Here is a 13,608-nt window from a genome sequence, read left to right as displayed (position 1 = left end):
TCCCACAGAATATTGACCTAGCTACGCGGGGCTTGGCCCTTCCCGTGACTGGACTTCCACCAGTTAGAAGATGCGTGCTTATCTGGGCACGCCGCCAATTAAAAAAAGCAGGCTATGCCTGCATGATCAAAATCATTCTTCCGTATCGATTCTGCCGTGCTTAGTCATAACGACAGCCTTGCCTCTAATTTTTACCGCCGACGTGTGGTCGGTAAATTGGGCGATGAGCACCTCACCCTTGTCCAGCTTCTCCGTATGATGGAAACGCGTGTCCTTGCCACGGGTAAGCCCGATGACCTGAACACCTTGCTCCTTCGCTTTGACGACGAAATAATCTCCATTGTTTACGCGCTCGTCTCCGCCTCCGGCATTCTGATTGTGCTGATCCATCCTGTGCCTTCCTCCCATCGGATAAATGACGCTCTACAGCCTTCTAAAAGAAAAGGCCGTGAACAATTGCCCACGGACTCTTTTATCAGAGAAGATATGTAGAAATCTTATTTAATTCCGTCTTTGAGCGCTTTACCTGGTTTGAATGCAGGAATTTTGCTCGCAGGGATTTCGATTTCCTCTCCTGTTTGCGGGTTGCGTCCTTTACGGGCAGAACGTTCACGAACTTCAAAGTTGCCAAAACCAACCAGTTGAACTTTATCACCGTTTTGCAGCGCTGTAGAGATCGCCTCAAATACAGCATCCACCGCCTTAGTTGCATCTTTCTTGGAAAGCTCCGTGCTCTCAGCAACTTGGTTTACCAAATCGGATTTATTCATTAAAATTCACCTCCCCATAGAAAATTACGTCGCTCTGATATTCTGTGTTTCCGTTTTACCGCAGAATATACGTTATTTTACATGATTACTGGAATTTTGCCCAGTAAAAAAGTTCATATACCGCCACAAACAACGGCGCGGAACAAACTTATAGTAATACAGCCCATCTATAATTTCAAGCTTTTTAGTTCCTAGATCGATTTAGTACGTAAAAAGTGATGGATAAAGCCAGAACCAGGACTGAGCCCTTTACGATATCATGCGCAAAATATTGCACGTTCATCATCGTCAATCCATTGACGAGCACCCCGATGAGCACGGAGCCGATGAAGGTGCCGATAATGTTCGGCTTTCCCGCGCCGAAGACGGAGAAACCAACAAAAGTTGCAGCAACGGCCTCCATCAATAATGGCGCACCCGCATCAATTTGCCCGGAGCCGACCCGTGAAGCGAAAAGCAGCCCGCCGATCGCCGCAAAGACCCCGGATGCCATATAGGCGAACATCCGAACTTTTTTCACCTTAATCCCCGACAACCTAGCCGCCTCTTCATTGCCGCCCGTAATGTAAATTTGTCGTCCATATTTTGTCCGGGTTAGAAATAAGTGTACGATGGCTACGAAAAATAATAGAAGAATAACGCTAATTGGAATGCCCAGCACCTCGCCTTGACCTAGCAGCAAAAATGTTTTGTCCATTTTACCCGCCGCTTTACTGCCATCCGGGAACTGCATATTGTTGTAAATCGTGTAGCCTTGGGCATAGGTCTTCTGGATACCCGCAACGATATACATCGTGGCTAATGTTGCAAGCAAATCCGGAATTCGCATTTTGATGATGAGAAAAGCATTAAGCAAACCGATGAGAGCCCCAATCAATAACGGAAAAATAATTACGATATAGAGCGGCATCTGATACCAAATCATTAGCGATGCCGAGACAACAGTCGTCAGCGAAACCGTCGATCCGACCGATAGATCAAATCCATCCACAGCCAATGATAGCGTGACACCTATCGCTACGAAGGTGACGATCGCAATCGAGTTCAAGATGTCGCTCAGGTTGCTGTAAGTAAAAAAATACGGCAGCTTTATCGAAAAAAAAGCGATGACCGCCAATACAACCGTGATCGTTCCGTACCGGAACGTTACATTCATCAATCTATCTTTCACAAATTTTCCTCCTGTCCACCGCTTGCAAAGTACATAATTTTCTCTAAAGTTGCCTCATTGCGCGGCAGCACGGCGGCTATACTGCCATCGTACAAGACCACGATAATATCTCCAATTCCGAGACCTTCATCCAATTCGCTTGTCAAGTACATTATTCCTTTGCCAGCAGCCGCCAACTGCCCGATAATGCGGAAAATATCACTCTTCGCCCCGATATCGACCCCTTTCGTCGGTTCGTCGAACAGAAATATATCCGCTTCTTTCTCCACCCATTTGCCAATTGCGACCTTTTGTTGGTTGCCCCCGCTTAAATATTTTACCGGCAGCTTCGAGGAAGCGGTCTTGATGCCCAGCGCGGATATTGTACGCTCGGCAAGCCCCTGCTCCTGCCTTCTAGATATGAAGCTGAAACGGCTGATTCGATCAAGCAGCGGAAGACTGATATTACGCTCCACGGACTCCTGAATGACAATTCCCTGCCTACGCCGTTCTTCAGGTACACTGACAATGCCTCCCCGAATCGCGTCAGCCGGCTGCTTAAACCGCTTGAGCTCACCCTGCATATAAATTTCGCCGCCGTCCGGCCGCTCGGCCCCGGCAAGTATCCTAGTGATTTCCGTCTTTCCAGCACCAACTAGCCCGACTACAGCCACGATTTGTCCTCTGCACACCGTGAGGTCGATGCCTTTGATCTTCCGCCCTTGCTTTAAACCATTTATGCTCAATATGACTTCGCCGATTTCTGCCGGGATTTTCGGAAACTCCTCAGCAAATGTTTTACCCAGCATTTGAGTGACAAGCCCTTCCATGCTTAATTCATCGACTGTACCGGAATGCACGTTCCTTCCGTCCCGCATGACGGTGACATAATCGGCATGCTCCATCACTTCGGGTAAGCGGTGGGTAATAAAGACGCATGCCGTCCCCCGATGCTTGAGCTCGCTCAAAATGCGGAAGAAGGTATCCGCCTCAGCTCCGCTTAGGGGAGCTGTCGGCTCGTCAAAAATAATGACCTTCGCTTCTTGCCGGACGATGCGTGCCAACAGCACCATCTGCTTCTCCGCGATACTTAAATCGGCAACCTTCTTCTTGACCGGAATGTTCACTTGGAGTGATGCGAGAATTTGCTCGGCTTCTCGGGCCTGTCGCCCTGGACTTAGCCATACCTTGCTATCCGCGGCTCCGATCGCATCCAGCATGACGTTCTCGGCGACCGACAGTTGGGGAACGAGGCTTGCATCTACCTCCTGATAGACACAGTGAATCCCCTGTTTCTTAGCATCTGCAGGCGATTTATGTCTAACAGCCTGCCCCTTGAACAGCATCGTGCCTTCATCATATTCGTAAGCTCCCGATACGATCTTCATCAATGTGCTTTTTCCGGCCCCATTCGCCCCGAGAAGCGCATGAACCTGTCCGCTCCTTAAACTGAAATCTACACCGCGAAGTGCCGGGACACCGGCAAACGATTTTGTGATTCCCTTCATTTCCAGGATAAATTGTTGCTCCGTCCTATTTTCCGATGACACCACTTCACAACACCCCTTTAATTAAAAAGCACGCCATTCGGCGCGCTCTTCGCATGTTGTAGCCCTAGCTCCCTACTCTACGCCATACTCTTTCATCCATTCTTGAATACCCTGCTTGGAGCCTCCCCAGCCCTCTACATATTGGGATAGGTCATCTGTAGATACCTGTTTTTTAGGCAGCGCATCCCGCGTAACAAGCACCGCCTGAAGAACCACCTTATCCTCCGTCTCGTCGCCATGCAGTTTCTGATAGGCGTATCTCACCTGCACCCGGCCAATATCCTTCGGGTCTACTGCTGCGGAAGCCACCCATGGGCTGTCTGGATCTTGAATAATCTGTAAATCCTCATCACTCAAATCAATGCCATATACTTTAATCTCATCACGTCCGGCAAGCTGAATCGCTCTAGCTGCTCCTTTGGCGAATTCGTCCCAAGCAGCCCATACCGCCGTGATTTCGCCCTTCGGATATCTCTTCAAGACCGCCTCCATTTGTGTCTGGGAATCGAGCGCCGGATTCGAGGCCGTTCCAAAACTCGCGATTTCCTTGATCTCTGGGTTCTCCTCTAGGAACTTCTTATATTCCACATCCCTGCGTTCCATAGGAGCAAAGCCAGCTACCCAAACCTTGACGATATTTCCTTCACCGCCCGAATCCTTCTTCAACTGCTCCAGCGACAATGCCGCCATGCTTTGATCGTCCTGAGACAGCACCGTTACGCCAGGCACTTCAACCTGTGCATCGAACACGACAACCGCGATTCCCTTCTCAACCGCTTTTTTAATACCCGGCTCCAAAAACTCAGCTGCGCCATGATCCGTCAAAATAATGTCAAAATTTTGATTGACTGCCGATTCAAGTAGTGAAGACATTTTCGCTTTATCATTTTCTGCCACGAAGGTGGTCAGTTCCCCGCCGAACTTCTTTACTTCCTCCGTCACGCCCTGCACATACTGCTGCGAGAATGTGCCTGTATTGAACTCCATAATTAGGGCTACCCTCTTACCTGCAAGCTCCTTATTACTAACGTCTACTTCGGCGCTTTGCCCTGACGTTGACACCGCCTCCGAAACCGGAGCTGACGCTGGCTCCTTCTTAATACCGCATGCACTAACGACAAGCACCAATAAAAGAACTAGCACTGTCATCCGGCTTTTTCGCAAAAATGTGATCTTCTTCATTGCTTCTCCCCCTCGATATGTATCTAAAAAATTCAATATAGAATAATATATCTCTTAATCCCAAGTATGTAAATCGGTTTTTACTTATTTGCAAAAATAAAAAACCGTACACAGCCATTTCAGCTTAGTGCACGGTTGGGATAAACAAATATTTTTCTATAAAATGATAGCAATCAGTCCGCCTGAGCCTTCGTTGATAATCCGCCCCAGCGTCTCCTGCAGTTTATAGCGGGCATTGTCCGGCATCATTGCAATTTTGCCTTGAATTCCTTCTCTCACGATAGAGTGCAAGGAACGGCCAAAAATATCAGATTCCCAAATCTTAATCGGATCATTTTCAAAATCCTGCATCAAATAACGAACTAATTCCTCGCTCTGCTTCTCCGTGCCGATGATCGGCGCGAATTCAGACTCTACATCCACCCGGATCATATGAATAGATGGAGCTGTTGCTTTGAGGCGAACGCCGAATCTGGAGCCTTGGCGGATAAGTTCCGGCTCATCCAACGCCATCTCGGCGAGGGACGGCGCAGCGATTCCGTAACCGGTCGTTTTCACCATCTCTAGCGCTTCTGCGAAGCGGTCATATTCCTTCTTCGCATGCGTAAATTCCTGCATTAATTGCAGCAAGTGATCCTTCCCTCTGATTTCAACGCCGACAACCTCCATGAGGATTTGGTCATACAGATCATCCGGCGCGTATAAATCAATTTCAGCTACGCCTTGCCCCATGTTTAGTCCACTGAGCCCTGCACGATCGATGAATTCATATTCAAGGAAATTGCTCACGACCCGGTCGACGTCACGAAGACGTCGGATATCCTTAACCGTATCGCGGACCGAATTCTCATAATTGCTGCGAAGCCAATGATTCTCATTCAGCACCATAACCCAGCTAGGCAGATTCACATTGACCTCGTGCACCGGAAATTCGTAAAGCACCTCACGCAGAACACCTGTTACGTCTTCCTCCGTCATCGTTGCTGCACTTAAAGCAATAACCGGAATATCATATTTAACGGCCAGCTCGCCGCGAAGCTGCTGCGCTTCCTCGCTTGTCGGGCGCGTAGAGTTTATAACGAGCACAAACGGCTTGCCGACTTCCTTCAATTCGGCAATGACGCGCTCTTCGGACTCCACGTAGGAATAGCGCGGAATGTCCGCGATCGTGCCGTCCGTGGTCACTACGACGCCTAACGTCGAATGCTCTTGAATAACCTTGCGCGTGCCGATTTCCGCTGCCTCCTGGAATGGAATCGGCTCCTCAAACCAGGGGGTAGAGATCATGCGCGGGCCATTCTCATCCTCATAGCCTTTAGCTCCTTCAACGGCGTAGCCAACACAATCAACAAGCCGCACATTCACTTCCAATCCTTCTGCTACTTTGATTTGCACGGCATTATTCGGCACGAATTTTGGCTCTGTCGTCATGATTGTCTTGCCGGCTGCGCTTTGCGGAAGTTCATCCACTGCACGGATCCGATCAGCCTCACTAGAAATATTCGGTAGAACGACCGTTTCCATGAAGCGTTTAATAAAGGTCGATTTTCCGGTACGGACGGCTCCGACCACACCAAGATAGATATCTCCTCCGGTGCGTTCGGCAATGTCCTTGTAAATGTCCACTTTCTCCAATACCAATGATATCCCCTCCTCAAAATTCGCCGAAGGAAAAATGCTTTGAGAGCATCCGCTTCGTTATTTACAATAACTCGTACATTCATTTGGACTAGTAACATCATATGTAGCAAATGCACTATTATGACGGATTATACCGTCCGAGCCTACTTTTTTTTGCCATTCAGCCGCGACCTCCCGCACCACGGTTTCCGCCATATAACCATTGTATGTTCGTCATTTCATTTCTAGACATACGAAAAATGCCCTCCTATGATCACACATAGAAGGACATGAACTAAAAACATCTTTTTGTACTGGCAATCAGTTGTCGACTTGAGCTATGGGCAAACCATCCTTCCATACATAAGGAAGAGATTTCACCGGCACAAAGTGGGACTGCTCCGTAAGCAGCTCTCTAAGATCGGATTCATCTCCGCTCATCTCTTTGCCGGATGTATCGATGACCTGCATAATATCCCAGGCATAGTCAACATATACGCGCCCTTCCCCATCAATTAAATAGGGTAGCGGCTGTCTGGAATATACACTAAGCAGCGCATACTCTTCCCCGCGGATCTTCTGCAAATCGACCTCATGAAGACCAGGATACGCTTCTGAATCTCCTAATACAGGCCATTGCCCCGAATGAGTTCTTCCATATTGATCCACGAGTCTTTGAACATCGTTTACTTTCTGCACCGTGACTAGATCCATCACTTTGACCACCGGATCAATTTCCTCATTAATGACGAGAAAATAAGCGCTTCCTCCCTGCTCGAAAGCCGTAGCAGGAATTTCGTCGATGTAACCCTGCTTGTTCAGCTTATCTAAATCGATTCGGAATTTTTCGTACCTAGGCACCTCTTCTCCAGCCGTAATAATAGGCAAAATCCCTTTATCCTTCTGGAAAGCATCGACCGCGCTTTGGATTCGTTCCACGCTCTCACGGTAAGATATCCCCTGCTCCTGCCGTTTGCCGCCTGGATACATGCAGCCTGACAGAAGTGATACACCCATGACCAACAGGAGGGTACGCAACATATAACGAACAAAAGTCTTCTTCAAAGCTATTCATCCTTTGCAATATCATACGTCAATGCGTTTCCTTACCATAAATCATCCTCTTGCTGCTGTTCGAGCTGTTTGCGGATAGCCGCCTTCAGCGGATCTTCCGGCAAGCGAACCTCAGCCAAACCACAAATTTTTGCTTGGCAGGCCAGCCGAATTCCCTGATCCAGCAACGGACCCAGTTTATGCAGCTCCGCGGAGGTAGGAGAGCTTAAGGCTCGACTGTACTCAGCCTCAACCTCGACTTTGCACATGAGACAGCCTGCATGACCCCCACAACGAGTAGTGATATGAACTCTGGCATCCCGTGCCGCTCGAAGAACGGTTGTCCCTGAACGAACTTTAACCGACTTGTCCTGTGGTAAAAATCTGATTCTTAGCTCCACTTCGGCTCCTCCAATGTCTTGCGCTTCGACTCCCAGTCTTCAGCAATTTCTGGAGTATCCAACAGTTCCGCCACGCTTATTACTGTTTCTGCATCCCATTTATTCCGGGCAAGCAGCATTTTCAGCAGACTTAAGTGGGGCTCCGGCGACTGCCGGATCACTTCTGCTATAGCATTATAACGATCTGGACGCTCCCGCAACACATTAAAGAGCAGCTCATGGACAAGGGGCATTATTTGTATCGCTGAACCCCCTAGCGTAATGCATTTGGAATATTCAGACAATACGCCGTTCACCTCTGTGCGATACTTGGAGTTTCCTTTCTTTACTTCAAAACCGCCGACAAGCTCCATAGTTAGCGAACCCAGCCGATAGTGACTCAGCATGGAAGTATAAGAGCCGCTTTCATCCAATATGGGCTCATCCAGCGCCAACGCAGTTAAACTCGCATGCAGCTTTTTCACATCAGCTCTATCATAATATACATCAATGTCTCTAGGAGGCCGCTCCAGCGGCACACCTTGCAGCCATAAACCACAACTTCCCCCAAGCAGCCAGGTAGACTGAGCTTGAGCTAACCGGGTGCTTAGCTCTTTCAAAGCCGCTACTATAGGGAGATGTCCTTCCTCTGCGATTTCCATACTCATTTTATACCTCTTCCTACGCTCCGTTGTACTTGGATTTCCATTGTAGGTCCTTACCGACCAACTGTTAGATTATCGATACAAGCCCCATTAGAAAACCAATCAGCATAATAATGAAAGCGAGCAAGGATAAGATGCCTTTCACTAAGCCCTTCGTTTTAGTGCGAGCAAAGGTTACCAGAAATACAGACACACCCATCACGAGAATTGCTGCAATCGATAACCACATCTTCGTCATTGCATCCATGAATGTAACTCTCCCATTGACCATAATTGATATGATGAATATTATAGCATCTTGAATCTAAACAGGCTACGCAGAACGAAGCAATACCGGTCATTTAATGAAAAATAAAAGAAGCACCTCATCGGTGCCCCTTTACTTACTTCTTCAGCATTAATTTCATTAGAGCTTCCATATTATTCGGATTCATGCCGCTCTTCTTTACGGCTCCGATAATTTCCGATATCGTATTTTCCGATACAGGTACTTTAGCCATGGCAGATACCTGTTTAATCAGCTTTCTCAGCTCTGCTTCGCTTTGCAAAGTAGATGGCTTCACTGAGCCCGCCAGCTTTTTTACAGAACCTTCGGAAATATGCTTGCCGGTTTTTTTGTTAATCGCGTTCAGGGCCTCTTTGGAAATTTTACTCATGTTCTCCCCCCTTCGCCTTCCTCTCCCACATTGTATGAGAATAAAGCGAAAAAGGTGTGCATCCTTAGCTGAGCTTCCTGAGAATACCCATTCCTAAACCTTAATTATGCCACTGCTCCCAAGTTTCCAATGACATGACTTCCATCTCTGTCTTCCGATCTCGTCCCATTAAAGCCTCCACAGCGACCCTCGGTTCAATGCCGTCAAACAGAACGTGATACAACTGCTGAGCGATTGGCATCTGTACCTGGTATTTCTCCGAGATCGTACGCGCTGCCTTCGTTGTCCGAATTCCTTCTACAACCATACCCATAGAGCTCAGAACCGTATCTAGTGATTTCCCTTCACCAAGCATATAGCCTGCACGCCAATTGCGGCTATGGCGGCTAGTCGCCGTCACGACTAGATCACCAACTCCAGCTAATCCAGCAAAAGTGAGTGGATTCGCTCCCATTTCTACCCCGATTCGGGTAATCTCCGCAAGCCCGCGCGTAAGCAGCGCTGCTTTGGCATTATCGCCATAGCCTAGCCCATCGGACATGCCAGCCCCAAGGGCAATAATATTTTTGAGCGCACCCGCAAGTTCTACCCCAACCATATCCCGATTCGTGTACACCCTAAAATACGAATTCATAAACAAATCCTGGGCTCGTTGTGCCTGCTCCTCAACTAGAGATGCGACGACAACTGTCGTTGGGCAGCGTTTGACGACTTCTTCGGCGTGACTCGGCCCGGATAGAACGACGATCCGTCCTTCCTCACAGCCCAGTTCCTCGGCAATGACAACCGACATGCGTTTGAGGCTCTCCGTCTCGAAGCCCTTGGTGGCATGCACGATCGTCATTTCTTCGTTCCAATACGCCTTCAGCGACCGAGCCACTTCCCGCATCGCTGAGGAAGGCGCAACGATAACTACCGCCTTCGCACCTGCGACTGCCTCCCCCATATCCGTGGTAGCAACGATGCGCGGCGACAATTCGACCCCCGGTAAAAACCGTTCATTACGGTGCTCTTCGTTAATCTCATCCTTTTGCGCCTCGTTACGAGTCCAGATCATCACATCCATTTTATCAGCTAGAACGCTGGCTAATGCAGTTCCCCAGCTTCCTGCCACTAATACGGCCGCTTTCTCAGACAACTCGTTTACCTCCCTTGGAGCCTAGTTTATTCTCTTTACCTTGAACCAGCTTCACAATATTCGTACGATGTCGCCAAAATGCAAAGACGAAAATAATGAGGCTTGTCCACAAATAAGGACCTATTTGCCCGGAGAACACAAGAAATAGAGGAGTCAAAAGAACAAACAACAAAGAACCGAGAGAAACATATCTCGTAAATACAATAGATAAAATAGCTATAATTCCTGCGTAGAGCGCAGGGAAGAAGAACAAGGAAGCCATGACGCCAATCGTCGTGGCAATCCCCTTGCCCCCGCGAAAGCGGAAATAGACGGGCCAATTGTGGCCCACGATGGCAGCAAGTCCGCACAGGAGTGGAACCCACACATAATCCCCCCCGAGCCATCTGCCGATCCAGACTGCTGCTATCCCCTTCAGTACATCAAGAGCTAGCACCATGATCGCCGGCCCCTTGCCGAGCACTCTCAGTGTGTTGGTCGCTCCAGCATTTCCGCTTCCGTGCTGACGGATATCAATTCCTCTCAAGGACTTCGCCAGCACAACACTGAAGCTGACCGATCCCAACAAATAACTGAAAATTACTGCAATCACGGGTAATGTCACATTCTCCCTCTCCTAACCTTCATCAGACTTCCGGCGGGTAAACAGCCGAATTGGAGTGCCTTCAAAATCAAAAGCCGCTCTGATTCTATTCTCCAAATAACGTTCATAGGAAAAATGCATCAGCTCAGGATCGTTTACGAATACGACGATCGTCGGCGGTTTAACAGACACCTGTGTAGCATAATTAATCCGCAGCCTTTTGCCTTTATCCGTTGGCGGCGGATTAATGGCAGTTGCATCGGAAATGACATCATTCAGCAAATGGGTCTGTACTCTCTTCGCGTGCTGATCCGCGACATGCTGAACGACAGGCAGCAATCTGTGCAAGCGCTGCTTGGTCTTCGCGGACAAAAAGACGATCGGCGCATAGGTCATAAAGAGGAAGTGATCCCGGATTTTCTGTTCGAATTGCTGCATCGTCTTATCATCCTTCTCGACGACATCCCATTTATTTACGACAAACACAGATGCCTTGCCCGCTTCAAAAGCATAACCGGCAATATGCTTGTCCTGCTCAATAATGCCTTCTTCCCCATTGATCAATACAAGTACGACGTCCGCGCGCTCAATCGCTTTCATCGCACGCATGACGCTGTATTTCTCCGTTGTCTCATAGACTTTGCCACGTTTGCGCATACCTGCTGTATCAATGAGCACATACCGCTGGCCATCCTTCTCGAACGGCGTATCGATCGCGTCGCGGGTCGTTCCGGCTACATCGCTGACAATAACCCGCTCCTCCCCAAGAATCGCGTTAATGAGCGATGATTTTCCAACGTTCGGCCGGCCAATTAAGGCTACACGAATGACATCCTCATCATATTCGTCGTCTGTCTGCTCAGGCAAATTCTCTGCAATCGCATCGAGCAAATCGCCGATACCGGTACCGTGACTGCCTGAAATGCCTATCGGATCTCCGAAGCCCAAATTGTAAAATTCATAAATATGATCGCTTCGTCCGATGTTATCCACCTTGTTCACGGCTACTATAACCGGCTTACCGCAGCGATAGAGCAGATTGGCGACTTCTTCATCAGAGCTCGTTACTCCGGCCTTGGCATCGCACATGAAAACAATGACGTCCGCTTCTTCAATCGCCAGTTCAGCCTGCATGCGAATCGACTTCAAAATGGGTTCATCATCACCCAGCTCGATTCCACCCGTATCGATAATACTAAACGGCTTCCCGTTCCATTCCCCTACACCATAAATACGATCACGGGTAATACCGGGCTTATCTTCCACGATCGCGAGCCTGTCGCCGATGATTCGGTTAAAAATCGTGGATTTTCCCACATTCGGCCTTCCTACGATAGCCACAACGGGTCTTGCCATACGGATACCTCCTATATTGTTCCTATATTTAAACGAAATTGATCTCCTGGTCCATGATTCACGATTATCATCATAGCAAAAAAAGCATTAATTGGCTAACGTTTCATTGCTCATTTTCAGCGTACATTTTGCCCATATTACGGAAATGTAAACATATTTATTATAGCCGTCCTAGGTTTCTTTACTCCCGAGGAACCATAGGCAAAAAAACAAAATCGGCGAACCCGTGTTAGGGGGCCGCCGATTTTTATGCCTGCTAAATCCCGTCTATTTCCACTTGCTCAACTTGTCACCAAACCGTTCGCCAAGAGTAACGCTCAGTCCTTGATTGTTCAGCGAAACATTAGGATTATCGTTCAAGTCTTCTTTTCTAACACTGCTGCCTCTGGACGGCTTCTCACTCTTCGGTTGAACAGCAGGAGCTTCTTCAGTTTCCTTGATGCTCAGGCTGATCCGCTGTTCTGCAATGTTGACATCCAGAATTTTAACTTGAACCGTTTCTCCCTCTTTCAATACTTCATGTGGTGTACCGATATGTTTGTGGGAAATTTGTGAGATATGAACAAGTCCTTCTACTCCAGGCGCAATTTCGACAAAAGCACCGAAGTTGACAAGACGCTTCACTTCTCCACTCACGATATCTCCCGTCTTAAATTGCTCTGCAGCCGTATCCCAAGGCCCTGGTGTTGCTGCCTTGATGCTCAGGCTGATTTTGCCTTTCTCAGGATCTACTTTAAGAACCTTTACCTTCACTTGCTCTCCTTCGGAAAGCACATCGGATGGCTTATCAACATGAGTCCAAGCAATTTCGGATACGTGAACAAGCCCATCTACGCCGCCTACATCCACGAAAGCACCGAATTGAGTCAGGCGCTGTACCGTACCTTCGATTACTTGGCCTTCCTGCAGCTCGCTCATCACTTTGAGCTTATTCGCTTCAAACTCTTCATCGAGAACGTCTTTTTGTGACAAAATCACTTTGTTGTTCTCAGGATCGATTTCCTTCACTTTTACGCGAAGCGTACGACCTTTATAATCACTGAAATCCTCTACATAATGGCGCTCAACCATCGATGCAGGGATAAAACCGCGTACGCCAACGTCGGCTACGATTCCGCCTTTTACGACATCGGCAACAATTACTTCGAAAGTCTCTTGGCTTTCAAAGCGTTTTTGCAGCTCTTCCCACGCATTTTCGCTATCAATTGCACGTTTGGATAGCACAAGACGCTCTTTCTCATCGTCAATGCTGACGACCTTAGTCTCTACTTCTTGGCCTACTTCAACGGCATCCGAAGCGCTGTCCAAATGTACAGAGGACAATTCACGAATAGGAATAACGCCGTCATATTTATATCCAATGCTCACATAAGCCTGGTTGTCCTCGATTTTGACGATCGTTCCTTTAACGGTGTCCCCTTTTTTCAAGGATACGATTTGTTCCAGTTCATCCTGGTTCGCCACCTCAGTAGCTTCTTGATTCTTGATTTCTTCCGACATGTCAA

The 13,608-nt window shown here is 48.2% G+C and carries 15 protein-coding genes; all 15 read right to left on the bottom strand.

Going from position 1 to position 13,608, the window contains the following annotated elements; all coding sequences use genetic code 11:
- Positions 1–132 precede the first annotated feature (132 nt).
- On the bottom strand, positions 133–390 hold the full coding sequence (gene mtrB / locus EIM92_RS14195) for a trp RNA-binding attenuation protein MtrB (protein ID WP_125083206.1): 258 nt from the start codon (positions 388–390) through the stop codon (positions 133–135).
- Between the two features lie 107 nt (positions 391–497).
- Complete coding sequence (locus EIM92_RS14190) at positions 498–770, bottom strand: HU family DNA-binding protein (RefSeq protein ID WP_110932485.1); 273 nt, start codon at positions 768–770, stop codon at positions 498–500.
- A 184-nt stretch (positions 771–954) separates the two neighbouring features.
- Positions 955–1,926, bottom strand: coding sequence for an ABC transporter permease (locus EIM92_RS14185; RefSeq protein WP_425464207.1), 972 nt, complete (start codon positions 1,924–1,926; stop codon positions 955–957).
- An 11-nt stretch (positions 1,927–1,937) separates the two neighbouring features.
- Positions 1,938–3,428, bottom strand: coding sequence for a sugar ABC transporter ATP-binding protein (locus EIM92_RS14180; protein ID WP_125085188.1), 1,491 nt, complete (start codon positions 3,426–3,428; stop codon positions 1,938–1,940).
- A 114-nt stretch (positions 3,429–3,542) separates the two neighbouring features.
- Positions 3,543–4,619, bottom strand: coding sequence for a sugar ABC transporter substrate-binding protein (locus tag EIM92_RS14175; RefSeq protein WP_425464206.1), 1,077 nt, complete (start codon positions 4,617–4,619; stop codon positions 3,543–3,545).
- 189 nt (positions 4,620–4,808) lie between these two features.
- Positions 4,809–6,287 (bottom strand): stage IV sporulation protein A, encoded by a 1,479-nt coding sequence (gene spoIVA / locus EIM92_RS14170; RefSeq protein ID WP_125085187.1) that lies wholly within the window; start codon positions 6,285–6,287, stop codon positions 4,809–4,811.
- A 306-nt stretch (positions 6,288–6,593) separates the two neighbouring features.
- On the bottom strand, positions 6,594–7,337 hold the full coding sequence (locus EIM92_RS14165; protein WP_246020975.1) for a DUF3939 domain-containing protein: 744 nt from the start codon (positions 7,335–7,337) through the stop codon (positions 6,594–6,596).
- Positions 7,338–7,378: 41 nt separating this feature from the next.
- Positions 7,379–7,726 carry a 2Fe-2S iron-sulfur cluster-binding protein gene (locus EIM92_RS14160; RefSeq protein WP_125083203.1) on the bottom strand — a complete coding sequence of 116 codons (348 nt, stop codon included), beginning with the start codon at positions 7,724–7,726 and terminating at the stop codon, positions 7,379–7,381.
- Positions 7,717–8,373 (bottom strand): nucleotidyltransferase family protein, encoded by a 657-nt coding sequence (locus EIM92_RS14155; protein ID WP_125083202.1) that lies wholly within the window; start codon positions 8,371–8,373, stop codon positions 7,717–7,719. Before EIM92_RS14155 ends, EIM92_RS14160 begins: the two co-directional genes overlap by 10 nt.
- 64 nt (positions 8,374–8,437) lie before the next feature.
- Positions 8,438–8,617 (bottom strand): DUF2768 family protein, encoded by a 180-nt coding sequence (locus EIM92_RS14150; RefSeq protein WP_125083201.1) that lies wholly within the window; start codon positions 8,615–8,617, stop codon positions 8,438–8,440.
- A gap of 136 nt (positions 8,618–8,753) precedes the next feature.
- Positions 8,754–9,026: a stage VI sporulation protein F gene (locus tag EIM92_RS14145; RefSeq protein ID WP_125083200.1), complete on the bottom strand. Its 273-nt coding sequence runs from the start codon at positions 9,024–9,026 to the stop codon at positions 8,754–8,756.
- Positions 9,027–9,126: 100 nt separating this feature from the next.
- A complete protein-coding gene (locus EIM92_RS14140; RefSeq protein ID WP_125083199.1) occupies positions 9,127–10,164 on the bottom strand; it encodes an NAD(P)H-dependent glycerol-3-phosphate dehydrogenase in 1,038 nt (345 codons plus the stop codon).
- A complete protein-coding gene (gene plsY / locus EIM92_RS14135; RefSeq protein ID WP_125083198.1) occupies positions 10,157–10,768 on the bottom strand; it encodes a glycerol-3-phosphate 1-O-acyltransferase PlsY in 612 nt (203 codons plus the stop codon). The genes EIM92_RS14140 and plsY overlap by 8 nt, the downstream gene beginning before the upstream one ends.
- 12 nt (positions 10,769–10,780) lie before the next feature.
- Complete coding sequence (der, locus tag EIM92_RS14130; RefSeq protein ID WP_125083197.1) at positions 10,781–12,103, bottom strand: ribosome biogenesis GTPase Der; 1,323 nt, start codon at positions 12,101–12,103, stop codon at positions 10,781–10,783.
- A gap of 267 nt (positions 12,104–12,370) precedes the next feature.
- Positions 12,371–13,603 (bottom strand): 30S ribosomal protein S1, encoded by a 1,233-nt coding sequence (gene rpsA / locus EIM92_RS14125; RefSeq protein ID WP_125083196.1) that lies wholly within the window; start codon positions 13,601–13,603, stop codon positions 12,371–12,373.
- Positions 13,604–13,608: the final 5 nt, after the last annotated feature.

It is taken from the genome of Paenibacillus lentus (assembly GCF_003931855.1).
Classification (GTDB): Bacteria; Bacillota; Bacilli; order Paenibacillales; family Paenibacillaceae; genus Fontibacillus; species Fontibacillus lentus.
Note: the sequence above shows the minus strand (reverse complement) of the source record. Positions and strands in the feature narration are given on the sequence as shown.